The organism is Pedobacter sp. R-06, assembly GCF_049913135.1.
In the GTDB taxonomy this organism is placed as follows: Bacteria; Bacteroidota; Bacteroidia; order Sphingobacteriales; family Sphingobacteriaceae; genus Pedobacter.
Genome location: NZ_CP183977.1, coordinates 2,549,033 through 2,574,660 on the forward strand (window position 1 = coordinate 2,549,033; position 25,628 = coordinate 2,574,660).

Below are 25,628 nucleotides of genomic sequence, written 5' to 3' on the forward strand. Positions count from 1 at the left end.
TACAATTTAAAACTGTAAGGCTTTCGATTTTATAAAAATTAATTACTTGTCTTTTTTGTTTCCGCCCCCAAATACGGAGAAGTGTACATAACGTTTAGGATTAGCTTTCAAATCGATCATTAATTCATCAAGATTTTTTGAAGCATTATTTAAATTCTGATACATTTTATCATCGTTTAACAATAGTCCTAAACTACCTTTTCCATCTTTAATTCCAGAAATTACACTTTGTAAATCAGCAATAGCATTGTTTGCATTATCTAGCGTTTGTTTAAAGTTAGCAGCAGCAAACTTATCGGTAACCGTATTAATGTTGGTTAAGATATCGCTGATTTTTTGATTATTGTTATTTAAGTTGGCCGTAATGCCTTCAACGTTTTTGAAAATTGCTGCAATACGTGCGCTTTCTGAACCTACTAAACCATCAACTTTTTTAGAAGTAGTTTCCAACGAAGCCAATGTACCCGCTATACTGTTAAAGCTTTTATCGACGTTTTTCTGGAAGTTAGGATTCAGAATAGAATTCACACTACTCAAAATAGAATCCATTTTACTGATAATCAATTCCGCTTTCTTTTGAACCGGCTGCACCTGCTCCATTAAGCCTTTTTCCACATTGGCATTTAAGGTATAACCATCTTCAGCCATCTTTTTTGAATTACCTAACGACATTACAATGGCTTTGCTGCCTAAAAGATCTGTACCTTCTAAGCGGGCAATACTATTTTCGGGGATTTCATATTTACTGTTTACACTTAAGGTAGCAATAATACTACCGTCTGGCTGAAGCTCCAATTTAGCCACCCGGCCAATCTGATAACCATTAATCAGGATAGGTTTTGACACACTTAAACCATCAACCCTGGTATATTTTGCATATAATGTAGTTTCATTTGAGAAAATCGAATTTCCTTTTAAAAAATTATATCCAATTATCAATAAAGCAATGGCAAATGCAGCTAAAATACCTACTTTGGTTTCGTTCTTAATCTTCATGAGTGTTTTATTTAATGGCTACAAGCGCTGAAGGTATCTTTTCTTCACTTGTTAGAGCGTAATTAATTCTTGTGCTAAACCCTATAAATACACAAAGGCTGCACCATTTGTTTGGTATCTGTTTTATATTTTTTCCAAAGTTAAAATAACTATCATTTATAATGCCACTTATTTAACCTCAATATTTTTTTTATATGTTTTTATTGCTTCCAAAATAGAATTGGCGATTTCGTTTTGTCCATTTTGTGAATTAATATATTTTTCTTCTTCTTTATTCGAGATAAAACCTACTTCTGTTAAAACGGCTGGCATACCACAACGCTGCAACACCAAAACACCTTGCTCTTTAACACCACGGCTTAACCGCCCATCCCGCTTGATGTAACTGTTCTGTATTAATTTGGCAAAATTAATGCTTTTGTCCCGAAAGGCATTTTTTAAAAGTGATAAAAGAATAAAACTACTCGGGTTACTTGGATCATATCCATCGTACTTGCTTTTGTAGTTCTTTTCCAATTTAATATCGGCGTTCTCACGTATGGCAGCATCTTGTTCTTTTAGCCTGTGCGATCCCGCAACCAAAGTTTCTACTCCTTTGATATGCTTGTTGCCTGGAGGCATTGAATTACAGTGTACAGATATAAAAAGATCTGCATTAGCTTCGTTCGCTATTTCCGCCCGCCTGTACAAATCAACATCTATATCTGTTTTACGTGTGAAAATTACTTTAACATCTGGCATTTCCTCCTTTAATAATGCGCCTAATTTTAATGCAACCTTTAACGAAATGTCTTTTTCTTTCGAAAAACTACCAGAAGCACCTGGTTTTCTGCCGCCATGACCAGGATCAATAACAATTGTTTTGATCTTATAACCCTGTGCAGGTGCTTTTTCAGCAACTAATAACGAAAATAAAAGAATTGTAATCAGAAGTTTAATCTTCATGCAGAAGGGATATTAAAATGATGTTTCAGCTATACGTTTATAATTTTTAATTGCTTTAATAATTCCACTTACAATTTCATTTTGTCCTTCAGGAGAATTCATGTAATCTTCTTCATCTGGATTACTCACAAAACCAATTTCGGTTAACACTGCAGGCATAGCTGCACGGGCTAATACCGCAAGACTCTTTTCTTGCACACCTCTGTTGATACGGCCCGCATTAACATATTCTTGTTGAAGCATTGAAGCAAACTTTAAACTCCTATCTCTATTGGTTTGTTTCATTAACGATAACATAATGTCACTTTCGGGCGTGTTCGCAATAAATCCTTCATAGTTTTTCTGATAGTTCTCTTCCAGAAACATTGATGCATTTTCTCGTTTGATCACCTCATCCTGTTCACCTAAACGGCGAGTTCCTGAGACAAAGGTTTCTGTTCCCCTCGTTGAAGTGCTTTTAGAAGTAATGGTTCTATAAACAGGTACTTTTCTTCCCCTTACTTTTTTATAATAATCTACCACTCTCGACACCCTAACTGGCATATCATTTAAGTGGATAGAAATAAATAAATCAGCCTTTGCATTATTTGCAATATTGATACGCTCGTATAAAGGAATAAATACATCCGACTCTCTGGTATAAATAACTTTGATATCTTTTAAACTATCTTGAAGCGCCCGGCCAAGGTTCAATGCAGTTTTAAGCGCCACATCTTTTTCTTTAGAATATACACCGTGGGTTGCACCATCTTTACCGCCGTGACCGGCATCGATCACAATTGTTTTAATTTTATATTCTTGCGCAAAGACCTGATTATCAATAGAATTTGATAACACTAAATAAATAATAATTGTTAAAATGGATTTAAGATACATCAATGGTATATTTTTCACTAATTTTGAACGTTTTTGATTAAACATTTGTGCAAAAATAACATTCAAATACGAATTTGAAACTTCTTAAGAGCTCTATTTTACTAATATCTGTCATTTTATTAACACTTGTTGTTGGTAAAGCTAACGCATTTTCTCATTTTTCATTGCAACAAATCATTCAGCAAGACACAACCAAAAAGGATACGACTAAAAAGACAGGTAAAAATAATAGCAGTATCGACCAGAAAGTAGAATACAAAGCGGAGGATTCGGTAAAAATGAGCGCCGATAAAAGCATTGTCTATTTATACGGAAATGCAAGGGTTGTATACGGTGATTTTGAGCTAGATGCGGCTTATATCAAATACGATAAAAAGCAAAATTCCATATTTGCACGTGGCATTAAAGATCCGAAAACTGGTAGATATACCGGAAAACCAATCTTTAAATCGGGTGCTGATGGAACAGCCATAGCCGATTCTATTTTTTACAATTCAGAAACAACCCGGGCTAAAGTATATGGTGTTTTTTCTGAACAAGAAGGAGGTTTCTTCTCTGGTGGGCAGAGTAAAAAGCAAATAGATGATGAATTGCACATTAAAAATGTAATGTACAGTACCTGTAATCTTCCGCACCCGCATTTTGGATTAATGATTTCTAAAGGGGTGGTAACAGAGAAACAGATTATTACCGGGCCGGTTTACATGATTATCGAAGATATTCCCACTTTTCTGGGACTACCTTTTGCTTTTTTCCCAAAACCTAACAAACGAACATCGGGTGTAATTCTTCCTACACCAGGCGAAGATGCAACCAGGGGTTTTTTCTTGCAAAATGGTGGTTATTACCTAGGATTGAACGATTATTGGGATGCTAAGCTTTTAGGTTCCATATATACCAATGGTTCTTATGAAACAAGTTTGCTGAGTAATTACACTAAAAGATATAAATATAATGGTAACATTAATTTAGCTTACTCTAGTTTTAAAGATGGTTTAGAAGGTACTGAGGCTTTTAGGAACCCCACTAAAAACTTTAGCATTAATTGGAGCCATAGTCAAAATGCGAATGCCAATCCAGGTACCACATTTAGTGCCAGCGTAAGATTAGTATCGACAGGAAAAAGAGGATACTATAAAAATACTGCAGCAGGTACCACTTACGACATTAACACCATCGCAACCAACTCAACAAGTAGTAGTATCAGTTATGCGAAGGCCTATTCGAACGGGATGAACTTCTCTTTGGCCGCATCAAGTGATCAGACTTTAAGTACAAGAGCAATATCGTTAAGATTGCCCGAAATGACATTCAACGTACCCACATTTAACCCATTCCGTCCTAAAGATGCTGTTGGTGAACAAAAATGGTATGAAAAAATAACGGTTGGCTATAGCTTACAAGGAACCAACAGAATAGACACTTTTGATAGCTTGTTGTTTCAAAATGATGGTTTAAAGCGATTAAGAAGTGGATTTTCGCATAGTATTCCTATAAATATGTCTTTTACTGCCTTAAAATATTTAAACTTTAGTTTGGGCGGCACCTATAATGAGGTTTGGAATTTCCAGAGTGTAAATAGAAGATATACGCAGTTTGCCGATAATACCTATACTTTTAGAGAAGATACCATCAGTGGTTTTAAAAGAGCAGGCAGTTATAGCCTATCAACCAGTATGTCGACCAAAATTTATGGCAGAAGAGATTTTAATCCAGCTGGCAAAATTCAGGCGTTGAGACATGTAATGACTCCAAATGTTTCCTTCTCTTATTCTCCTGATTTTACTAAAGCAGGGGCGGGGCCTTTTAGACCTGCAATAGACCAAAATGGTAATCAAATCTATACCAGTGGACAGCCTTTAAAATATTCCATTTTTGATGGTATGGCACAGCCAGGCTCTTTTGGCGGCCCTAATGCATCCATTGGTTTTGGATTGGATAATACCGTAGAACTGAAGGTGAGGAATAAAAACGATACGACCGGAACAGGATCAAAAAAGATCCCGATTATTCAAGGTTTGAGTTTTAGTGGTTCATATAATTTCCTGGCTCCTTCTTATAAATTATCAACCATTGGTTTTAGTGGCCGGTCGCAGTTTACCGATAAATTGGGGATAAATTATAATGGAACATTAGATCCGTATGCTTTAAAAGACACAACGGTTAACGGTCAAACCATTAAAATAAGAGAGGATCGTTTATTTTTTCAAAAGAACAAATTCCTGCCACGTTTAACCAATTTTGGCTTCTCATTCGATTATAGTTTAAATCCAGAAGCATTAAAACGTAAAAACGAGGCTAATGATAAATTAGGTGAAGCAGCCAATAAAAAAGGATTGACTGATATACAATCAGAACAATTAGCAGCTATAAGTCGTGATCCAAATGCCTTCGTTGATTTTAATATTCCATGGAATTTCTCGTTCTCTTATAGTTTCCAATATTCAAATGACGGAAACAACAGTACAATTTCGAATACACTAAACTTTAATGGCGATGTTAACTTAACGCCAAAATGGAAAGTTACTTTTAACTCAGGTTACGATTTTAAGAACAATGGCTTAACCCCAATGAATTTAGCGATTTACCGCGATTTACATTGCTGGGATATGAGTGTAAACTGGGTTCCATACGGTGCTTACAAAAGTTATTCTGTTACCATAAAAGTTAAGGCATCGATATTGCAGGATTTGAAATTGAGCAAAAGACAAGGTTTTTACAGCACATACCAATAAATTATGCTAGCCGAAATTATTACCATTGGTGATGAGATTCTCATTGGCCAAATCGTTGATACCAATTCTGCCTGGATGGCTAAACAGTTAAATTTAATTGGTGTTTCCGTTAAACAGATTACTTCAGTTTCTGATGATGAGCAACATATTATTGAAGCCCTCGAACTTGCCGAAAAACGTGCAGATATTGTTTTAATTACCGGGGGCTTAGGACCGACCAAAGATGATATTACCAAGAAAACTTTGGCAAAGTATTTTAATATGGGCTTTCGCAATGATCCCGGAGCACTGGAAATGGTTCGTCAGATTTTCGAAAAATACAAGCGTCCTTTGTTGGATATTAATATTCAGCAAGCTGATGTTCCTGATGGTTGTGAGGTTATTGTAAATAAAAATGGTACTGCCCCTTGCATGTGGTTTGAAGAAAACGACACCATTTTTGTATCGATGCCAGGCGTACCCTACGAGATGATGTACCTGATGGATGACGAAATTCTACCCAGAATTAAGAGCAGATTTAAGCTGCCGTTTATTGTTCATAAAACCATTCTCACAGCAAATATAGGCGAATCATTCCTAGCCAAAGAGATCGAGGAAATTGAAGACAGTTTGCCAGCACACATCAAATTGGCTTATCTGCCAAAATTAGGACAAGTGCGTTTGCGTTTATCGGCCAAAGGCGATAACGAAACGGCGTTGCTCAAAGAGGTTGAGCTTTACGCCAAACAGATCATTTCAAAGGTAAATAAGTTTGTAGTAACAGATGAAGATATTCCCTTAGAAAAAGCGATCCTGAACCTCATGAAAAGTAAGGGTTTGACTTTATCTACTGCCGAAAGTTGCACCGGTGGATACATAGCGCACCTGATTACGCAGCACCCAGGTTCTTCTTCGGTTTATTGGGGCGGGGCGGTAGCCTATGCATACGAGCTTAAAGAATCTATTCTTGGTGTTAAAGAAAGTACTTTAAATACCTTTGGTGCCGTGAGTGAACAAACTGTAACAGAAATGGCCGAAGGTGCAATTAAACATTTCAAAACAGATTATGCTATTGCGGTTAGTGGCATTGCCGGTCCAGACGGTGGAACAGAAGACAAACCGGTTGGCACGGTATGGATTGCAATTTCTTCAAAACACAGAACTGTAGCTAAGTTGTTTAATTTCAGCAATAAACGCATTCAAAACATCGAACGTTCTGCAGCATCGGCGCTGGCCATGTTATTAAATCTCCTTAAAGAAACAGTTTAGAAAGAATAAAAACTGTATTTTTGTGGCGTTACCAATATAAAATACTGTAATTTAATATGGCTCAATACGAACTATTGTTACCAAAAATGGGTGAAAGTGTTGCGGAAGCAACGGTGATTAAATGGGTAAAACAACCAGGCGATTCTATTGAATTAGATGATACCATTCTGGAAATCGCTACCGATAAGGTAGACTCTGAAGTTCCTTCTCCGGTTGCCGGTAAATTGGTAAAACAATTATTTGCTGCAGATGAAGTTGCGCAGGTGGGCGATGTAATTGCCATTATTGAAACTGAAGGTGGAGAAACCTCAACAACAGAAGCTCCGGTTACAGAAAAACCAGTAGCTGAAGAAAAAATTGAAACTATTCCTGGAATTTCACAGCTGCCATCAGAAAACACTACTGTAATAACTGATTTCAGCTCATCTGATCGCTTTTATTCTCCTCTGGTTAAAAGTATTGCTGCACAAGAAAATATTTCGTTAGCCGAGCTTGATGCGATTAAAGGTTCTGGTGCTGATGGACGGTTAAATAAAGATGATCTATTAGATTATATTGCGAATAAAACCGGAGCATCACTAATTTCAACTAAAACAGTTATCATAACAGCGCCTGCTCCACCAACAAACCAAACGACTGAAAATAAAGCAACTTCGGCTGCACCAGTTGTAAATAAAACGTCAACAACCAGTGTTAGTGGTGGCGACGAAATTATTGAGATGGATAGAATGCGTAAACTGATTGCCGATCATATGGTAATGAGTAAAACAACCTCACCGCATGTAACTTCGTTTGTTGAAGCCGATGTAACCAATATGGTTTTGTGGCGTAATAAAGTAAAAAACAGTTTCGAAAAACGTGAAAATGAAAAAATAACGTTTACACCAATATTTGTAGAGGCAGTTGCTAAAGCGATAAAAGATTTCCCGATGATCAATGTTTCGGTTAACGGCACGCAGATTATCAAAAAACGTGATATCAATATTGGTATGGCTGCTGCTTTACCTAGTGGAAACTTAATTGTTCCTGTAATTAGAAATGCCGATCAGTTAAATTTAGTTGGCTTAACAAAAGCTGTTAATGATTTAGCTGCAAGAGCGCGAAACTCTAAATTAAAGCCTGATGAAACGCAAGGTGGTACTTTTACCCTAACCAATGTAGGTAGTTTCGGAAATGTAATGGGTACACCGATTATTAACCAGCCTCAGGTGGCTATTTTAGCAGTAGGCGCCATTAAAAAGAAACCAGCTGTTTTAGAAACCGAACACGGTGACGTGATTGCAATCAGACATATGATGTTCTTGTCCTTATCTTACGACCACAGGGTTGTAGATGGTTCTCTAGGAGGAATGTTTGTGCGTAGAGTAGCAGATTATTTAGAAAGCTGGGACCTGAACAGAGAAATTTAGTCAGTTTACAATTAACAGTTTTCAGTTGGTGTAATGTCAACAATTTACCAGTTTAACAATCAAGAATGTTAGCTTCAAATTTAAAATCGATAGTTTCAGATAACGTACTGCATGCCAAATGGTTAAATACGCTATCTTATATGGAGAATGCAGGTGCCAAGAAGATTTCAGCTTCAGAGCATAAAGAAAATGTAAACCTGATTATTCTTAAACACGCTGCAGAAGAGCACCGTCATGCTTATTATTTAAAAAAACAGATTTCGAAGATTGACGAAGCACTTTGTAAAACTTATACCAATGCCGAGTTGTTATCTCCAAACCATACCAAGTACTATTTACATGCTTTAGATATTGCGGTTTGCCGTTATTTAAAGTCTGTATTTAATCTTTCTGGTTATGACTTAAAATTCGCGGCTTATTTATTTGTGACTTACGCCATTGAAGTGCGCGCCGACGAACTATATCCAATTTATCAAGCCGTTTTAGATGAAGCTAAAAGCAAGGTAAACGTAAAATCCATTATTTTGGAAGAAGAAGGACATCTGGAAGAAATGATGAATCAATTGATTAGTTTTTCTGATGACTGGGAAAATCATGCTGCTGAAGTAATCAAAATCGAAAAGGCTTTATTTGAAGGCTGGGTTGCGGCCTTAGCCGCAGAACTGCCGATAAGCGCTTAATTGAATAATTAGTCTATCAAATTCGTCATCTCGACTGAAGTATAGCGGAATGTTCCAAAGGAACTCCTTCGGAGGAGAGATCTATCATAGATTTAGCTTCGCTGAGCACTACGTGGTTCTCAACTACGTTACACTTCGTTCGAAATGACGATTTTTCGTTAAAAACCAATCCAGCTCATCATTGTTTCTAAATAAAGATAAATATCATGGCTAAGTTTTCAGATTTAATTAACGGTGATAAACCTGTTCTTGTTGATTTTTTTGCCGAGTGGTGTGGTCCTTGTAAAATGATGAAGCCGATTTTGGAGCAGTTAAAATCTCAGGTTGGCGATGCTGTTTCTATCATAAAAGTTGATATTGATAAGAATCAATCAGCAGCTTCTTCCTTTAATATTCAAGGCGTACCTACTTTAATTCTCTTTAAAAACGGAAAACAGGTGTGGAGGCAGAGCGGTGTTTTACAGGCATCACAGTTAAAACAGGTAATTGATACCCATGCCTAAACTTCTATCACACTTTTAGGCGTTACCGCAAAAATGCGTTCGTTTGCTTTCGGGTAAACCGTATAAAGTCCGGTAAATAGACTGAAAGCAGGCAAAACAGCATAATCTTTACCAAAATAGAAGCATGGAAATTTTAATCTTTGCTTGGCTTTGCCCACAATGGTTACACCTGGATGGATATGGCCACTGATGGGATATAACTCTTCTTCCATACCATTTGGAGCATCATGAATAAAGCAAAATGGTCCCAAGCAAAAACTAGGTTCATGTATTTCGATATTCATTGCAGCATAATTGGCGTCTGAAAGCCTATCGTGGTTCCCCTTTACCAATAGAAAGTTAAGCTCCTGGTATTGTTTTCTCCATACAGAAAATTCATCAATATCGGTATTTAAACCATGATGAAACATATCTCCATTAATTAGCAATGTTTTAGGATTGTATTGTTTAATCAATAAACTTAAGCGTTGAAGATCTGTTTGGGCAATGGTAGAAGGTACTTGCAAACCGGCCTGTCGGAAGTGTGCAGATTTACCCAAATGCAGGTCACTTATGGCTAAAAGCTGATGTTTGGGTAAAAATAAAGCCCTTTCTTTATCTAAAATCAGTTCTTCACCTTGACTTGTAATGTTCATTTATTTTATGCTATGTCATCCTGAGCTAGCCGAAGGACTTTTGAGGCATTTCGACAGGCTCAGCGTGACAAGTAATTTATTTAATTTTTTCCGATTCGGCCTTCATCCTGACAATGCGTTGCTCCAATTCTTCTGAGCTCATATTTTCACGGAGGCTATCTACCTTAATCGGGAAGGAAAGCGGTGTAAAACTTTTAGGATTGGTGATTACAATTGCTCCATGCTGAATTCGATCCAATGCTGCCGCCAATCTTGGCTCCTCCAGTTGTTGGTAAAAAACTTCGTCGTATGCCTGTCGCAAAAGTAAATTATGTTTGTCGTAATCGCTAAAAACATTAAAAAACAAACCGGCAGATGACTGGAGATGCTTATTGGCTACATATTTACCTGGGTAACCCTGAAAAACGAGTCCGGAAATGCAGGCAATATCCCTAAATTTCCGTCTTGCCATTTCAGTTGAATTGATACTCAGCGTAATGTCTTCAGTCAAATTTACAGGTGAAAAAACCTCGTAGGCAATCGATTCGTCCATAGGAATTTCTGTTTCACTCAAAAGTTCAAAGCCATAATCGTTCATGGCAATAGAAAAGCTGATCGGTAACAATTTACTTAAACGATAGGCAACCAGGGCCGCCAAAACCTCGTGCACCAAACGCCCTTCAAATGGATAGGCAAAGAGATGAAAACCTTCTTTATTATTAATGAGTTCGATAAGTAACTCATCATTTTTGGGTACATGAGAACGTTTTTCCTGTAATAGAAACAGCGGATACACGGCATCTAATTCTTCATCCTGATGTGTTTTATCTAATGCTTCATTGTATTTCTTCCGCAAAACTGACCCTAAATTAGAAGAAAGGGGTAAGCGGCCACCATTCCAGCTCGGAGAGATTGCATTTTTCTGTTTACTTACCCTCACCACAACTGTCATATCTTTTACCTGGATAAACTCTAAAACCCTGCCAGCCAGACGGAAATTATCGCCAGCTTTTAAACGGGTAACAAAATATTCTTCAACCATACCGATGTAACCACCAGAAATGAATTTAACCTTTAACATCGCATCACTTACGATTGTTCCAATATGTAACCTATGCCGCATAGCCAATTGCCTGCTCTTTACTTTCCAAAGCCCATCTTCATCCTTAGCCACCTTTTTAAATTCGGTATAAGCGCTTAAACTATCTCCTCCAGAGGTGATAAATTGCATTACCCAAGTCCATTCTTCAGGAAGGATCAGTTTAAAAGCATGAGTATTCTTAATTTCTTCATAAATGATTTTATCATCAAATCCGTCGCCTATGGCCAGTGTAACCAAATACTGAACCAAGGTATCGAACACCATAATAAAGGGCTCACGGCTCTCTATATTGTCTGTTTTGGCTGCTTCTTTAATCGCTGCTGCTTCTACCAGTTCTAATGCATGGGTAGGTAAAAAATATATTTTAGAGGTTTCGTGAGGGGAATGACCTGATCGGCCCGCCCTTTGCAAAAACCTGGCAACACCCTTTGGCGAGCCTACCTGGACAACGGTATCAACAGGTTTAAAATCTACGCCCAAATCTAACGATGAGGTAGCAATAACTGCTTTGAGCTGCCCGGTGTGCAGGGCATCTTCAATCCAGTTACGGAGTTCGAAATCTATCGATCCATGATGTATGGCAATCCTCCCGGCCAGTTCGGGTTCGATATTCAACAAATGTTGATACCACATTTCCGATTGTCCGCGGGTATTGATGAAGATTAAAGTAGTTTTACTTTTCTCGATAATTGGTAAAAGTTTATAGGCCAGTTTCAAGCCCAAATGCCCAGCCCAGGGCAATGTTTCGATATCATCAGGTAAAATTGATTTGATTAGGATTTTCTTTTCTAAATCGGCTTTAACAATAATCCGTTTGGCCTCCATATTGGGCTCGAGTACATCCAGTGCCTCTTCAATATTACCAATGGTAGCCGAAATTCCCCAAATTCTTAAAAACTGGTTTTTCTCTAACTTTTGTAAGCCCTTAATCCGCGATACCGCCAACTCAACCAATACCCCACGTTTACTTCCCAAAAGTTCATGCCATTCATCAGCAACAATACATTTAAGATTTTTGAACAAAGTTGAAGCGCCTTTTTGCGCCAGTAACAAGTGCAGGCTTTCCGGCGTAATCAACAAAATTTCGGGCATCGATTTTTTCTGCTGCAATTTCTCTGCCTGAGAGGTGTCGCCATTACGCACACCAACGTGCCAATCCAATTCCAGCTCCAATAAGGTTTCGCGCATGGCCCTTGCAATATCTTTAGCCAGGGAGCGGAGTGGAGTAATCCAGATTAACTGTAACCGGTCTTTCGCTTTTTTATTGTTGCCTTCAGCTGCATTTAAAGCTTCAATTACTACGGCTAAAAATAAAGAAAATGTTTTTCCGAAACCTGTAGGTGCATTTACCAAACCACTGTAACCATCCAAATAATACTGCCAGGCATCTTCCTGAAACTGAAAAGGCTTGCGTTTATTGGCCTTTAGCCAGGCTTTTATCTTTTTATAACCTTTGGTTTTGGTTTGGTCCATGCTTAAATATCGCTGCTTTTGATGGTTTTCTAATTATTTTTTGAAAAGCAATAACAGTAATGCTTCGGTTACGGCAGTCCCGCCATTCGCTTTACCTTTTTTGTAATTACCGTTAAATGTTAATTGATCAATAACAAAAAAGGGTATCGCTGCTGTCGGGTTTAAAATCGAGAGGCAAACCTATTAAGCTAAATTCATTTCCTCGACCTGTGTGCCACAAACCGAAATTTTTAAATTTTAATCTTGATGGTCTGTGAGGACACAGACCATGGATTCCCTTACAAAGTGGATTGCAGCAATTGCCTCAAATCTTCCAACGTATTAATTTCATCGGCTTTTTTATCTTTTCGCCACCGCAATATACGCGGAAAACGTAAAGCTAAACCTGCCTTATGCCGTTTACTTTCAGCAATTCCCTCAAATGCAATTTCGAAAACCAGCTCGGGTTTTACCGTACGTACCGGGCCAAATTTCTCAATTGCATTACGGGTTACAAAGGCATTCACTTCTTTAATTTCTTTATCTGTTAAACCCGAATAGGCTTTTGCAATCGTGACTAAATTTTCTCCATCGCGAACAGCAAAGGTATAATCGGTAAAGAAATTAGCCCTTCTGCCACTTCCTTTTTGCGCATAAATCATTACCGCATCAACCGTATATGGATTGATTTTCCATTTCCACCAATCACCCCGTTTTCGCCCGCTGTGATAATGAGAGCTTAACTTCTTCAGCATAATCCCTTCGCTGTTAATCGAGCGAGAAGTTTGTCTTAATTTGGCCAATTCTTCCCAAGAGCTACAACTGATCACAGGAGATATCACTACCGGACTTTCAGTTAAACCGCCAATCAATCCTTCGAGTATTTTTCGTCTTAGACTTAAAGGCTCCTCTCTAAAATCCTTGGCTTCATATTCTAAAATATCATATACAAAAAAGCCAATGGGCGCATCTTCCAATTGTTTTTTACTTATTGTTTTGCGGTTTAAACGTTGTTGCAGCGTACTGAATGATAAAACCTGTTTATCTTGCACAGCCAGTATTTCGCCATCTAAAACCACACCATCAGGCAAAACATCGATCATAAAATGCAGCTCGGGGAACTGTTCTGTAACCAGTTCTTCGCCACGGCTCCAGATAAAGAGTTCTCCATTCCGCTTTACAATCTGCCCGCGGATGCCATCCCATTTCCATTCGGCCTGCCATTCAGAAATATCACCTAATTTCTCTGGTTCTTGCTCTAAGGCATAGGCCAGGCAAAAGGGGTAAGGCCAGGAGTTATCGGTATTCACATGGATACCATTTATCAGTTCGTGAAAAGTAATTTCATAAGGATTCCATTTCCCCATAATGCTGTGCATAATCTGGGCACTATCTAAACTGCTTTGTTTAGCCAGTGCATTCACCAGCATTTTATTGGAAACACCAATCCTGAAATTGCCGGAGATCAATTTGTTAAAAATAAAACGTTCCTGTGTTTCAAGTTTGTTCCATGCGCCCAGAATAAATTCTTTTTTAGTTTCATCATCTTTACCTTCCAGATCATGCAAATCTTCAACCCATTTATGCAATTGAAAATCTGAGGTGTTTTCGGCAGGGGGCAATAACAGGGCAATGGTTTCGCTTAAATCGCCAACATTGGCATAACTTTCGGCAAATAACCATTCTGGCGTTTCGGTAATGCTTATGGCCCAGTATTTAAGCAGGGCTGATTTAATTGGCCTTTTAGGTTTTTTACCTGTAAACAATGCAATAACCCATACCTTATCTTTATCATCAGCATGGTTAAAATAATTAACCAATGCTGCAATTTTATCGTTGGTTTTATTGCTCAGTTCGAGTTGTTGGATCAATTGGGCAAAACGTTTCATCGTTATTTATTTTCGTTTTGATCAACTAAATCTACTTTATTTTCTTCATCATCTTCTTGCCCAAACTTGGTTAATACTTCAGCAGCTTCTATGCCTGCATCATTTAAAAACCGACTAAAGGCAGCCGTAAAACCATGCGTAACATATACCTTTTCCGCTCCAGTTGCAGTAATAGCTTCCATTAAGCCAGGCCAATCGGCATGATCACTCAGCGCAAAGCCAGCATCGGCACTTTGCCAACGGCGGTGTGCCCGCACCTGCATCCAACCAGAACAAATGCCTGTTACAGGCTGAGCTAAGTTTTTGATCCAACGGCTATCCCTCATGGCAGGTGGCACAATTACAATACCTCTCTGTAATTCATCCTTAGTAGTTTCAGGAGTAATTCTGATGGTTTTTGGAAGCTTTACACCTGCATCAATAATCACTTCATTCAGATTAGCAATACTGTTATGTACATAAATAGGAATATCACCAGCCAAATTTTTAATCAAACGTTGTGCTTTACCTAAACTATAGGCAATTAATACACTTGTTTTTTGCTGTATAATATTATCGCCCACCCAACTCTTGATGCCATTAAAAACAACTTCTTGCTTTTGCCATTTGTAAACAGGTAAACCAAAAGTACTCTCAGAAACAAAAGAATGACACTTAATAGGCTCGAAGGGCGTGGTAATGCCATCATCTTCAATCTTATAATCGCCAGATATGACACAAATTTCACCTTTATAAGCTAAACGTACCTGCGCGGATCCGATAATATGTCCGGCAGGAAAAAATGAAATATTCACCCCATTACGTGTAATGCTTTCTCCATATTCCAATGTTTCTACGTTCAAATCTTCGCTGATCCTGCGTTTGATGATAGGCTTGGTTAAGGTATGGCAGAGATAGTATTTATTTCCAAAACGCACATGATCACTATGTCCATGCGTTGTGACCGCATAATCTACAGGCCACCAGGGATCTATATAAAAATCGCCCTGCTTACAATAAATTCCTCTTTTGGTAAATTCTATTAATGCCATAGCTATTAAACAATAAATTTATTGATTAGTTTTAGATCAATATCGGCTAAATGCCCGATAATTTAAAATATCGGCTAATTACCCGATAAATAGAAATATCGGCTAATTACCCGATATTAGTTTTGAAATATGGATAATAAGTTCGATATTGTAGCATGATTTGCATTATAACAGGTGATATTGTAGGCTCAAGGAAGATTAAAGATAGCTGGTTATTAAGCTTAAAAACCGCCTTAAAAATAGTTTCCGATCAGAATAGTAAGTGGGAGATTTACCGGGGGGATAGTTTTCAGGTAGAAGTTGAGCCAGAAAACGCCATCAGGGCTGCTGCTTATTTAAAAGCATGTATCAGGGTAAATAAACCTGCAGATGTAAGAATGGGAATTGGAATTGGAGATATCAAAAACAAACGGAAAAAACTTTCGGAATCAAGCGGAGATGCTTTTGTAAATTCAGGAGCGGCATTTGACAGTTTAAAACAGGCTAAGGTTAATTTAGCCATTAAAACCGATTCCGCTGATTTTGATGAGGAAATTAATGTCTTAATAAAGCTTTCGCTAATATCAATGGATAGCTGGGGAGTTGTAGCTGCCGAAATGGTAAAACTTGCCTTAGAGAACAATAACCTGTTACAAAGCGAATTAGCAGCTATTTCGGGCCGAACGCAATCATCAGTAAGCGAAGCTTTAAAGCGTGCACATTATACAGAAATTATGGAAATGGACAGGCTTTACCGTAAAAAATTGAATCAAATGATTTTAAAATAATGGATATCTATTTAATCAAGCTCATTCTTGTTCATTTAATTGGAGATTTCTTTTTACAGCCCAATGCCTGGGTAAAAGATAAAGAAAGGAAAAAATTAAGATCAATAAAGCTCTATTTGCATGTGGCCATCCATATAGTTTTGATCTTCCTTATTTTCTTAAACTTTGGCGTTTGGAGGGTAGCGCTATCAATAGGAGTGCTTCATTTTATGATTGACGCTTTAAAATCGATTTTTCAGACCAAAAAAAATGCACGGATACTGTTTTTTGTTGATCAGGTTTTACATTTCACCTCGATAGTAGTGGTGTGGCACTTTTTTTATAGGGGAAGTTTAAATATCAGTTTTTTTAATGAAACCAAAACCTGGATTTTAATTGCAGGAGCTTTATTCCTAACGATGCCCACATCAATTGTAATGCGGGTAATTATTGCCAAATGGCTTCCAGATAACCAACCAGACAGCCCGCAGTCGCTACAAAATGCAGGTAAGTATATCGGAATACTAGAAAGAGTGCTGATCTTCTTGTTTATCTTAACCAATCATTTCGAAGCCGTTGGCTTTTTACTCGCAGCCAAATCCATATTTCGGTTTGGCGATTTAAAAGAAGCACACGACCTTAAATTAACTGAATATGTATTGATCGGAACTTTGTTAAGCTTTGGCATAGCCATTGTAACGGCCATGCTTATTCAAATGTTTATTGCATAAAAAAGCAGCCCGAAAGCTGCTTTTAAATTTTTCTATCTTGCTCCCGGAGGGCAGTTTTCTTTTAAAAACTTAGTGTAAGTTAAGGATAAATGTTTGCCGGTTCCTTCGCCCTCAGAGATACTGTGGGTACGGTTTGGATAACTCATCAATTGAAAAACCTTTCCGTTTTTAATTAACTCATTAATCAGCATTTCGGCATTCTGATAATGTACATTATCGTCGCCAGTACCGTGGATATACAATAAATTACCTTTTAAGTTTTTAGCGTAAGTAATCGGAGAGCCCTTAACATAAGCCTCTTTACTTGGGAAAGGAGTGCCCATATAACGCTCCTGATAAACATTATCGTAGGTTAATTGATTACCAACCGCTGCAATTGCAATACCTGTTTTATAAATTTCTGGATATTGGAACATCAGGTTTAAAGTAGATGAACCGCCACCACTCCAGCCCCAAACCGCAACACGGTCTTTATCCATAAAAGCATTAGTAGCCAATAGTTTTTTAGCGGCCATCGCCTGATCGCGGACATTGATCACTCCAATATTTTTATAAATACTTTTGCGCCATGTACTGCCTTTTGGAAGAGGGGCACCTCTATTATCCATTGAAATATAGATATAACCATCTTTGGCCATATCACCGGCATACAAACGGTTTCTCCCTGCACCATAAGTATCTAATGCTGTAGCTGACGCAGGCTCACCATAAACATAAAATACTACAGGGTATTTCTTATCTGGATTAAAATTATCAGGTTTTTTCATCCAACCATCCATTTCAATACCATCTTCAGTAGTTACTTTAAAAAACTCAACTTTGTTTTTGGTTGCCGCTTGCTTAGCTAATTGTGTAGTAATGCTCCCGTCCATTGTAAATGGATTCCCTGTAGTAAAGTTCATCCATTCTGTGATTGGCTCAACAAGCGAACTGTTATATGAATGGCGTGCAAAAGCAGCATTCGGAGAAATATCGTAATTGTGTGTTCCTGGTAAAACAGAAGGTGTAACCTGCTCTAATTTACCTTTTCCATCTAACTTGGTTTTAAAAAGATATTTCTGAGTGGCATTTGTTGGTGATGCCAGAAAATAAACCATGTTATTTTTTACATCGATCAATTTTACATCAATCACATCATAATTGCCTTTCGTAACCAATGTTTCTTTTTTTCCATCCAAACTGATTCTATACAGGTGGTTCCAGCCATCCTTTTCAGATACAATTGTAAATTCTTTATTATCATTTAACCATTTCCACTCATCCTGTGCATCAATCCAGGCTTTAGCTTTTTCGGTATAAACAGCTTTTGCCGATCCTGTAACTGCATTACAGATAAATACTATACTCTCGTTTTGCTCGCGGTTAAGTTGTTGCAAAATAATGTCATTACTGTTAGGTACCCACTGCATACGCGGAATATAGTGCTGAATATTATCTCCAGGAACATTTAACCAGTTCGTTTTGGCTGTTGCAACATCAACCACACCAACTTTACAAGCAGACGGATTTTCGCCTACCTTTGGATATTCTACAGGAATGGTATACGGATAAATAGAATCTGTATTATTGATCATCAAGAAATTTTTGATCTTGGTTGCATCAAGCTGCCAATAAGCAATAGATTTGCCATCCGGACTCCATCTAAAACCGTCACGACAATCAAATTCTTCCTCATAAACCCAATCGAAAGTACCGTTAATCATTCGGTCTGTACCATCAGTGGTTAAGGCTTTTGCACCAGTTCCATCGATATTTTCTACATACAGGTTATGTTTGCTTACATAAGCAACCTTGCTGCCATCAGGCGATAACTTAGCAAACATTAGTGATGAAGCTGGTCTATCTTTTCCAATTTGAGTGATTTTATTGGAAGTTAAATCGGCCAACCAATAATCACCACGGGTATCGTAACGCCAAACTTTTTTACTATTGGTGTAGATTAGTGCTTTAGAACCATCTTCTGATAACTGGAAACTTCTTACTCTAATAGCATCGCTTTTTCCAGCTGGCGTTAATAATGCGCTTGATATAATGGTTTTTCTGTCGTTTTTAGGTAGTGTGATAGAAATAATTTCCCCATTTCTGGTAACCTCATAATAGGAGTTACCGTCTTTTGCCCAATTGATACTTTGAGCTTTTGCATCAATTAGCACGCATAATGCTATACAAGCAATTGATAATCTTAGTAATAATCTTTTAATCATATATAGTTTTTGGACATAAAAAAAGCTTTTCAACTTTCAGGCTAATTTAAATAAAAAGCCTGCAGTTAAAAAGCTGTAAATTATCTGGAATTGGTTAATTATTCACCACCACCTTGCATGGCTTTCAATTCATCCATAGTTACGACTTCGTAACCGGTAGGAATTTCAGTGCTAATGGCACCAACTTTGGCTTCAGAAAGAGATTTTAGAACCAGGTCTGAATTTACACCGTTAATTACTGCAGAATATTTTACAGGAAGTGCACCTAAACCTTTAAAGAAACCACCATTGGTAATTGAAGCAATATCAACATCTTTTGTTGCCCATAATTCATGAGCTCCACCTTTGTCATCTTTGTAGGTATATTTTTCAGCACTAAATCCAGCAATTGTCTGTTTTTCACCAGTTGCTTTATAATCAGAATATTTTGGTAATAAAGCTTCTTGTGCTTCTGTTTCTGCTTTGCTCACTTTTACCGCAAACTGTTTTTGAGCTACCGGAACGTCAATTAATAATAATCCGGTTTTATCTGCCGTATTTGAAATGATGTTAACCATGGCAGGGCCATTTTCAATTTCTATTTTGGTTAAACTACCATTAAATTTAGTTTTAACATCGGTTGTTGTACCATTAGCAGTTACTGCAAATACCAAAGTACCTTCAGCGATTTTCTTCTGTGCGTGAGCAATTATAGCAGTACTTACTAAGATTAAAGCTACAACACTAGTTTTGATTGATTTGAACATGTTTTTATTTCAGTTTAGTTTTTTACCAATTAATTTTTTCTTTGTTTAAAAATGAAGAGATTCCTTTTTTAAAATCTTCACTCTCCCTAATACGGGCATTTATCTGTACAGCAGTTTCTAAGCATTTTTCCAACAGGGGGTTGGTTGTTTGCGTAATCAATTGTTTAGTAATCATTAACGAATTACCAGAACTCCCGTTACACAAACTTAGTGCAAATTCTCTTACTATTTGATGAATATCGGATGAATTTGTTACAAAATTTATCAAATTATATTTTAATGCCTGCTCAGCAGAAAAGATTTTTCCAGTTAGTAAAATTTCCTTGACGATGGATTCGCTCACCTTTTGTTTTAAAAAACAGGAAACAATAGCAGGTACAAAACCAATTTTCACTTCAGTATATCCAAAATTGCTTTCAGGAGTAGCAAAAACAATATCACATATCGTGGCCAAACCACAGCCGCCGGCAATGGCATGACCTTCTACCTGTGCAATAACTACTTTTGGTAAATAATAAATGGTTGTAAAGAGTTTTTTTAGATGATTAGAATCGGCCACATTTTCTTCAAATGTATTGTGCTGTAATTGCTGAAGATATGCTAAATCGGCACCAGCACTAAAAGTATCGCCATTTGCTTTCAATATTACCACTTTTACCTGGTCATCTTCAGATGCATTTATAAATGCGGAAGTTAATTCAGCGATAAGTTGAGGGTTCAGCGCATTTCTTTTTTCGGGCCTATTGATAGTTACCGTTGCTATTCTTTCAGCAACCTGATATAAAACCAGATTTTCCATGTTATTGGGTTAGTTGCACCAAATATGCTTTATTTTTCTTTAAAACATGTACATCTATATCATTATTCTCCATATACCTTTTTAAGATCTCAATTTTATAATCTTTATTAGTTGCATCGATTATTGCGGTTTTATATTTTATACCAAGGTCCATTTTGGTTAAATTAAATTTGGTATTTCCACTTAACCAGATGCTTGAAAAGGTGGCATTTCCGTTTATATTTTTATCATTCAGGTTTTCATCAATCAACAGCATCTTATAATTAAAAAAGGCAATTTGGTTGTTCTTTAAAACGAACTGCCCTAAAACGGTATCCTTGTTAAAACTAATAAAACGTATTTTGTCTACCTTTAATTTCGTTAATGCCGGCACAACAGAAAAATTATAATTTTTATCTTCGGCGCTTAAATCAGAAACTAAAACAGCTTCTCTTCCATTAATAAAAGCAGCCGCATAGTTTTTTCTTAGGGAAAATAAAATGATTTTCCTTTGGTCCAGGCTGTTTAAATCATCGCGCATAACTAAAAGCTGATAACAAACAAATAATACTAAAGAAGAGAACAAAAATTGTTTGTTAAATTTTGCCAAGGCATAAATAAACAATCCGAGCGACAGGCTCAACAATACAAATTCAGGCAAATTAATCCATATTGATGAAAAGCTAGCATATGGTAAATTGGCAATCCATTTTAATATAGCATTTGTAAAATTTATTATCCATTCGAAAACTGGTGCTAAAAACCCGAATGCCGGAATTAATACTGCAATTCCTAAATACATCATTAGCACCAGTGGGATACTGATAAAAAGATTTGCAAAAAGGAAGTAAAGTGGAAATTGATGAAAATAATAAATGCTTAGCGGAAATGTGACCACTTGTGCGGATAAAGACATAGCGGTGAAACTCCATAATTTATCTAGCCAAATATGATCAGTATAGAGTAGGTTATAAATTTTAGGTTGAAGATAAATTAGTCCGAATACAGCCAGATAGGAAAGCTGAAACCCAACATCTAAAATTAAAAATGGATTGTAAACCAGCTGACAAAATACCGAAAAGGCCAAAACATTATAACTGTTGGTTTGCTTCGATAAAACTTTAGCCGCAATTAAAATGCTGATCATTACAGCCGAGCGGACCACAGAAGGAGATAATCCCGTTAACAGAGCATATCCCCAAATCAAAGTACAGATTAACAACAGTTTCACAATCCTTAGTGCCCGATTCTTGTTCAAAAAGAAGAATAAAAGATCCAAAACGACATAAATAATGGCTACATGTGCTCCTGATACAGATAAAGCGTGAATAGTTCCGGTTTTGGAATAGGCCGATAAAGTTTCTTTGCTTAAATCAGCACGGTAACCTAAAATAAGGGTAGAGGCCACCGCAAAAGCTTCATCACTTTTAATCAAGCTTCGGTATTTTGCAACCTGCTTTTCCCTTAAGTTTAAAGCCATCTGTATAATGAGATTACCAACGTTGTTTTTGTTGTTAACGATATGATCCTGATCTATAAAAGCCTGATGATAAATATTCTGACTGCCAAGCCAGGCTTTAAAATCAAATTCTGCAGGATTATATGGAGGCTCTATTTCAGTATATGTAGCTGGGATTATTATTTCGTCGCCATACTTTAATTTAATAGGCTTTAAACTATCTAATTTTACGGCAAGAAGCATCTGTCCAGATAATCTGATCTGTTTAGCTTTTTGATATCCCGATACTACCTTTGCTTTAAAACGTATGATGTTGCTACTTTCCTGGAGTTCATTGTTTACCCAAACTTTTAAATAGTTGCACTGCTTTTTTGCAAAGTAATTTTGGCTTAAACTTTGGTTATGGAGCAAACAAATTAAACCACCCAGGCTAAGAAAAAGTATAAAAATTAAAATACCAACAGCTCCCTTGTAACGGTACACGTTCAATTTTTTATAAGTAAGATTCAACAATAAAATGCTCAGTAAAACGACAAGTAGAACTGAGGCACACAATTGAATATATACGCTTTTTGGAAAAAAATAAAAAACGCAGATACCTAGAAGAAATGGAAACAGGATTCTGACAAAAACATATTCGGACTTAAACATTGTTTAAAATTGATACCGTAGTTGAATTTTAACTTCTGATTTTTTATTGCCCTTAATTTCATCCAGGTAAGTACCTACTGTTTCTACGTCCTTATAAACAAACAACCCATATCGAGCCCAAACATTTAGCTTCTTGACTATACTGTATTTTAAATTAAAGTAAGTCCTAAAACCTCTTCCATTATACATTCCAAAAGCAAAACTGTACAAAACATCATCTTCATAGGCATAAATTCTGCTGTTATAACTTGGGGTATTGAAATAGGCAAACCTTACATTTCCTGTTAGCTTAGCAAACATTGGCGAATAGTCTACATCCTGATAAACGAGATAACCAAATTCTCTGTCAGCATTACCTTTTTTATATTGAGAAATCTCTAACCTGTTCTGAAAGTGCCAATTATTATTCAATTGCCAGCTTGCCTCTGCACGATAACCCGCTCTCTTTATATGGTCTAAAAAGTTAACAGGAACATCCAAATCCGTATTTTGTTGTTTATGTTCTGTTTTGAACCGGACTAAAACTTTAAAGGTTTTGCTTGGTATATAAGCAGCCTGGGCTAAAACTTCGTAACCTTTGGAGGGTTCGTCAACACGGTATTTTAACCACGGGAACCGAAAATAATCACCATAGAAAGAAAAGGCCCAATGTTTATTGGGGTTAATATTTAAGCCAGCATACAATCCTTTTTCATTTACCGCTTCGCTCGATTCGGATACTGCCTGATTAAAGAAACTATGGTAATCTTTAGCATAATCGCGATAAGTTAAAGCTGCAGACACTGTTGGCGACAAACTAATGAGGACACCGTTAATATAAGCGATGCCGCCACCTAAACCTTTGGCGGCCTCACCATAGAGGTACATATTTTTATATGTATAATTGTAAAACAACCCCAAATTGGTTAACGCTGTGCCAGTGAAACTATATCGATCGTAAGCAGCAGTTTGTGTAATAAAACGATTCTTATAATGAGTGTGGTAAGCAACCGCACCAACAGCAAGTTCGTTTTTGGCATATTGAACTGTAGTACCAAATACGCTTTGCGCTAAAACACCTTTATTCTTAATCTCAGTAGGCGTTCTATGTAAACCAGTTTGATTAATGGTGGCCTGAACTAAATTTCCTTCTGAATCTAACTTTTGGCTAGCATCAAGATTGCGGAACGAAACAAAAGGGGTAATGTCTACATACTTAAGTAAGTTAATCGTTGCAGCGCCTCCTCTAAAAAAAGAATATTCGTTAGTAGAGTTATAAGGCCTTAAACCTAAATCTTTTTTAGCTACGCTGGTCACATCAGGACCTTTGCCAAAAGAAAAACCCGACCACAATGTTAAACCCTGCCCAAATTGCAGTGTATAATCTCCAACTACCAGTTTTTTTAGCTTACCCAATTTGAATAACGCGATATTGCCAGAATAAAAATCGAAAGGCTTGCCTATAAATTTTTCACCAGCATCTTTATCTAAAGTAATGGCTGCTGATAGAATTGAGCTATAATGATATCTGTAGCGCATCTGAAATCTTTCCGGCGAACCTAAATACCTGTTCCCGGGTAAATCTGTATAACCTTTTTGTTTTTGTAGGGTCTGTGCAAAGCGCATCATCAAATCATTTTCACCAGCATGTGTGATGTTTTTAAAACTGAGCTGCTCGTATTCAGCGATATTGGTCAATGTTACAAATGGAAGGAGATTATGCACGGTTTTAATATCAAAACCGTCAATACTTTGTAATTCCAGCACATCTGTAAGCTGACCATTTTCCTTTAGATGTGTAAAGAAATTACCAATCTGTAAGGGGGATAGGAAAACCAAAGTCTTTAATTCTTCAACTGAAGTACGGTTCAGATTAATTGGATGTTTACGATATTTCTCCAATACATCAATAAGTTCGGTCATATCGTAATCATCAGGAAGGTTTTCGGCCATACTCTCCAAAATATCACGTGTATCTGTTTCCTGAGTAATGATTTGAGCATTTGCCATGAATCCAATCATTACAAATGCAACAATTAGGGTCTTAAACCGCATAGCTACCTCCGGTTAGAAATTTACTATAAAGGTTAACAGCCCATGCAGTTACCGTTTCTCGGTTAGGGGTCAATGCAATTCCAAAAGGATCTGCCCGCAGAAAGAAATAATTAACTTTTGCAGATAAATATCCACATAAATAGTTTTGGGAAAATAAAAAATAGGGGAAAAAGACAAGCAATAATACATACCATATTTTCATAAGCAGGGGTTAAACCGGTTAATAAAAAATAGGGTGATTATTGTTTTTGTGATACTAATATAGAGAAATAATTAAAAACCTACAAAAAATGTATTTTTTTAATTACCTAAAAGTAATGCAAGAAGATTGATCGTTATAAGCCAAATAAAAATGTTTACAGTTCTTCTGCCAGGTTTACCAAGAAACCCTTCAGTTTTTCTAACGAATCGATAATCTTTTGATTCTCTCTAACGCCTGTTTTATTATTCTTTAAATAGTCTTTGGCACCTTTTAATGTAAATCCTTTTTCATCAACAAGATTAAAGATGATCTTTAGGTTTTCGATGTCTTCTGGAGTAAAAAGACGATTGCCTTTTTTATTTTTCTTGGGCTGTAGGATATCGAATTCTTTCTCGTAAAAACGGATCTGAGATGCGTTAACATTAAACATTTCAGTCACTTCGCCCATGGTATAATACATTTTATTAATGTCTCTTTCTTTATACGGCATATTTTGTGCTTGATTATGAGTGTCTTATATCGATTAATTAAAGTATTCAAATGTAGCTCGATTTTTCCTTAATAACGCAATAAAATTTTAATTTTGTTCCCTCCAAT

General features: G+C 36.9%; 20 protein-coding genes. 7 read left to right on the forward strand and 13 right to left on the reverse strand.

Going from position 1 to position 25,628, the window contains the following annotated elements; all coding sequences use genetic code 11:
• Nucleotides 1-42: 42 nt before the first annotated feature.
• The 3 genes from ACN9MR_RS10405 to ACN9MR_RS10415 form a co-directional block, all read right to left on the reverse strand.
• Nucleotides 43-996: an MlaD family protein gene (locus ACN9MR_RS10405; RefSeq protein WP_426329624.1), complete on the reverse strand. Its 954-nt coding sequence runs from the start codon at nt 994-996 to the stop codon at nt 43-45.
• Between the two features lie 168 nt (nt 997-1,164).
• Nucleotides 1,165-1,941 (reverse strand): N-acetylmuramoyl-L-alanine amidase family protein, encoded by a 777-nt coding sequence (locus tag ACN9MR_RS10410; protein ID WP_426329625.1) that lies wholly within the window; start codon nt 1,939-1,941, stop codon nt 1,165-1,167.
• A 12-nt stretch (nt 1,942-1,953) separates the two neighbouring features.
• Entirely contained in the window at nt 1,954-2,862 is a 909-nt protein-coding gene (locus ACN9MR_RS10415; RefSeq protein ID WP_426329626.1) for an N-acetylmuramoyl-L-alanine amidase family protein, read from the reverse strand.
• Nucleotides 2,863-2,891: 29 nt separating this feature from the next.
• Between ACN9MR_RS10415 and ACN9MR_RS10420 the strand changes: the two genes are divergently transcribed.
• From ACN9MR_RS10420 to trxA, 5 genes are all read left to right on the forward strand, one after another.
• On the forward strand, nt 2,892-5,552 hold the full coding sequence (locus ACN9MR_RS10420; RefSeq protein ID WP_426329627.1) for a putative LPS assembly protein LptD: 2,661 nt from the start codon (nt 2,892-2,894) through the stop codon (nt 5,550-5,552).
• A gap of 3 nt (nt 5,553-5,555) precedes the next feature.
• Nucleotides 5,556-6,800, forward strand: coding sequence for a competence/damage-inducible protein A (locus ACN9MR_RS10425; RefSeq protein ID WP_426329628.1), 1,245 nt, complete (start codon nt 5,556-5,558; stop codon nt 6,798-6,800).
• A gap of 56 nt (nt 6,801-6,856) precedes the next feature.
• Nucleotides 6,857-8,209: a dihydrolipoamide acetyltransferase family protein gene (locus tag ACN9MR_RS10430; RefSeq protein ID WP_426329629.1), complete on the forward strand. Its 1,353-nt coding sequence runs from the start codon at nt 6,857-6,859 to the stop codon at nt 8,207-8,209.
• 65 nt (nt 8,210-8,274) lie between these two features.
• Nucleotides 8,275-8,889 (forward strand): hypothetical protein, encoded by a 615-nt coding sequence (locus ACN9MR_RS10435; RefSeq protein WP_426329630.1) that lies wholly within the window; start codon nt 8,275-8,277, stop codon nt 8,887-8,889.
• A 206-nt stretch (nt 8,890-9,095) separates the two neighbouring features.
• Nucleotides 9,096-9,392, forward strand: coding sequence for a thioredoxin (gene trxA, locus ACN9MR_RS10440; protein ID WP_426329631.1), 297 nt, complete (start codon nt 9,096-9,098; stop codon nt 9,390-9,392).
• Here trxA and pdeM read toward each other — a convergent pair.
• From pdeM to ACN9MR_RS10460, 4 genes are all read right to left on the reverse strand, one after another.
• Nucleotides 9,389-10,027 carry a ligase-associated DNA damage response endonuclease PdeM gene (gene pdeM, locus ACN9MR_RS10445; protein ID WP_426329632.1) on the reverse strand — a complete coding sequence of 213 codons (639 nt, stop codon included), beginning with the start codon at nt 10,025-10,027 and terminating at the stop codon, nt 9,389-9,391. The genes trxA and pdeM overlap by 4 nt on opposite strands.
• A 76-nt stretch (nt 10,028-10,103) precedes the next feature.
• Nucleotides 10,104-12,581 carry a ligase-associated DNA damage response DEXH box helicase gene (locus ACN9MR_RS10450; protein WP_426329633.1) on the reverse strand — a complete coding sequence of 826 codons (2,478 nt, stop codon included), beginning with the start codon at nt 12,579-12,581 and terminating at the stop codon, nt 10,104-10,106.
• Nucleotides 12,582-12,859: 278 nt separating this feature from the next.
• On the reverse strand, nt 12,860-14,449 hold the full coding sequence (locus ACN9MR_RS10455) for an ATP-dependent DNA ligase (protein WP_426329634.1): 1,590 nt from the start codon (nt 14,447-14,449) through the stop codon (nt 12,860-12,862).
• Between the two features lie 2 nt (nt 14,450-14,451).
• Nucleotides 14,452-15,480 (reverse strand): ligase-associated DNA damage response exonuclease, encoded by a 1,029-nt coding sequence (locus tag ACN9MR_RS10460; protein WP_426329635.1) that lies wholly within the window; start codon nt 15,478-15,480, stop codon nt 14,452-14,454.
• 155 nt (nt 15,481-15,635) lie between these two features.
• Between ACN9MR_RS10460 and ACN9MR_RS10465 the strand changes: the two genes are divergently transcribed.
• Nucleotides 15,636-16,247, forward strand: coding sequence for a SatD family protein (locus ACN9MR_RS10465; RefSeq protein WP_426329636.1), 612 nt, complete (start codon nt 15,636-15,638; stop codon nt 16,245-16,247).
• On the forward strand, nt 16,247-16,957 hold the full coding sequence (locus ACN9MR_RS10470) for a DUF3307 domain-containing protein (RefSeq protein ID WP_426329637.1): 711 nt from the start codon (nt 16,247-16,249) through the stop codon (nt 16,955-16,957). Before ACN9MR_RS10465 ends, ACN9MR_RS10470 begins: the two co-directional genes overlap by 1 nt.
• A 32-nt stretch (nt 16,958-16,989) precedes the next feature.
• On the opposite strand, the gene ACN9MR_RS10475 is transcribed toward ACN9MR_RS10470, so the two are convergent.
• The 6 genes from ACN9MR_RS10475 to ACN9MR_RS10500 all read right to left on the reverse strand — a co-directional run bounded on the left by ACN9MR_RS10475 (nt 16,990) and on the right by ACN9MR_RS10500 (nt 25,521).
• Nucleotides 16,990-19,161, reverse strand: a complete 2,172-nt coding sequence (locus ACN9MR_RS10475; protein WP_426329638.1) for a S9 family peptidase — start codon at nt 19,159-19,161, stop codon at nt 16,990-16,992.
• Nucleotides 19,162-19,259: 98 nt separating this feature from the next.
• A complete protein-coding gene (locus ACN9MR_RS10480) occupies nt 19,260-19,907 on the reverse strand; it encodes a DUF4412 domain-containing protein (protein ID WP_426329639.1) in 648 nt (215 codons plus the stop codon).
• Nucleotides 19,908-19,929: 22 nt separating this feature from the next.
• Nucleotides 19,930-20,706: an enoyl-CoA hydratase/isomerase family protein gene (locus ACN9MR_RS10485; RefSeq protein WP_426329640.1), complete on the reverse strand. Its 777-nt coding sequence runs from the start codon at nt 20,704-20,706 to the stop codon at nt 19,930-19,932.
• Between the two features lies 1 nt (nt 20,707).
• Nucleotides 20,708-22,795 (reverse strand): ComEC/Rec2 family competence protein, encoded by a 2,088-nt coding sequence (locus tag ACN9MR_RS10490; RefSeq protein ID WP_426329641.1) that lies wholly within the window; start codon nt 22,793-22,795, stop codon nt 20,708-20,710.
• Between the two features lie 3 nt (nt 22,796-22,798).
• Nucleotides 22,799-24,784, reverse strand: coding sequence for a helix-hairpin-helix domain-containing protein (locus tag ACN9MR_RS10495; protein ID WP_426329642.1), 1,986 nt, complete (start codon nt 24,782-24,784; stop codon nt 22,799-22,801).
• 401 nt (nt 24,785-25,185) lie between these two features.
• Complete coding sequence (locus tag ACN9MR_RS10500; RefSeq protein WP_029274329.1) at nt 25,186-25,521, reverse strand: MerR family transcriptional regulator; 336 nt, start codon at nt 25,519-25,521, stop codon at nt 25,186-25,188.
• Between the last annotated feature and the right edge of the window lie 107 nt (nt 25,522-25,628).

What these genes read in the sequence shown, in the direction of transcription:
- ACN9MR_RS10405 (WP_426329624.1), bottom strand. Translation starts at nt 996, where the DNA reads ATGAAGATTAAGAACGAAACCAAAGTAGGTATTTTAGCTGCATTTGCC.
- ACN9MR_RS10410 (WP_426329625.1), bottom strand. Translation starts at nt 1,941, where the DNA reads ATGAAGATTAAACTTCTGATTACAATTCTTTTATTTTCGTTATTAGTT.
- ACN9MR_RS10415 (WP_426329626.1), bottom strand. Translation starts at nt 2,862, where the DNA reads ATGTTTAATCAAAAACGTTCAAAATTAGTGAAAAATATACCATTGATG.
- ACN9MR_RS10425 (WP_426329628.1), top strand. Translation starts at nt 5,556, where the DNA reads ATGCTAGCCGAAATTATTACCATTGGTGATGAGATTCTCATTGGCCAA.
- ACN9MR_RS10430 (WP_426329629.1), top strand. Translation starts at nt 6,857, where the DNA reads ATGGCTCAATACGAACTATTGTTACCAAAAATGGGTGAAAGTGTTGCG.
- ACN9MR_RS10435 (WP_426329630.1), top strand. Translation starts at nt 8,275, where the DNA reads ATGTTAGCTTCAAATTTAAAATCGATAGTTTCAGATAACGTACTGCAT.
- trxA (WP_426329631.1), top strand. Translation starts at nt 9,096, where the DNA reads ATGGCTAAGTTTTCAGATTTAATTAACGGTGATAAACCTGTTCTTGTT.
- pdeM (WP_426329632.1), bottom strand. Translation starts at nt 10,027, where the DNA reads ATGAACATTACAAGTCAAGGTGAAGAACTGATTTTAGATAAAGAAAGG.
- ACN9MR_RS10450 (WP_426329633.1), bottom strand. Translation starts at nt 12,581, where the DNA reads ATGGACCAAACCAAAACCAAAGGTTATAAAAAGATAAAAGCCTGGCTA.
- ACN9MR_RS10455 (WP_426329634.1), bottom strand. Translation starts at nt 14,449, where the DNA reads ATGAAACGTTTTGCCCAATTGATCCAACAACTCGAACTGAGCAATAAA.
- ACN9MR_RS10460 (WP_426329635.1), bottom strand. Translation starts at nt 15,480, where the DNA reads ATGGCATTAATAGAATTTACCAAAAGAGGAATTTATTGTAAGCAGGGC.
- ACN9MR_RS10465 (WP_426329636.1), top strand. Translation starts at nt 15,636, where the DNA reads ATGATTTGCATTATAACAGGTGATATTGTAGGCTCAAGGAAGATTAAA.
- ACN9MR_RS10470 (WP_426329637.1), top strand. Translation starts at nt 16,247, where the DNA reads ATGGATATCTATTTAATCAAGCTCATTCTTGTTCATTTAATTGGAGAT.
- ACN9MR_RS10475 (WP_426329638.1), bottom strand. Translation starts at nt 19,161, where the DNA reads ATGATTAAAAGATTATTACTAAGATTATCAATTGCTTGTATAGCATTA.
- ACN9MR_RS10480 (WP_426329639.1), bottom strand. Translation starts at nt 19,907, where the DNA reads ATGTTCAAATCAATCAAAACTAGTGTTGTAGCTTTAATCTTAGTAAGT.
- ACN9MR_RS10485 (WP_426329640.1), bottom strand. Translation starts at nt 20,706, where the DNA reads ATGGAAAATCTGGTTTTATATCAGGTTGCTGAAAGAATAGCAACGGTA.
- ACN9MR_RS10490 (WP_426329641.1), bottom strand. Translation starts at nt 22,795, where the DNA reads ATGTTTAAGTCCGAATATGTTTTTGTCAGAATCCTGTTTCCATTTCTT.
- ACN9MR_RS10495 (WP_426329642.1), bottom strand. Translation starts at nt 24,784, where the DNA reads ATGGCAAATGCTCAAATCATTACTCAGGAAACAGATACACGTGATATT.
- ACN9MR_RS10500 (WP_029274329.1), bottom strand. Translation starts at nt 25,521, where the DNA reads ATGCCGTATAAAGAAAGAGACATTAATAAAATGTATTATACCATGGGC.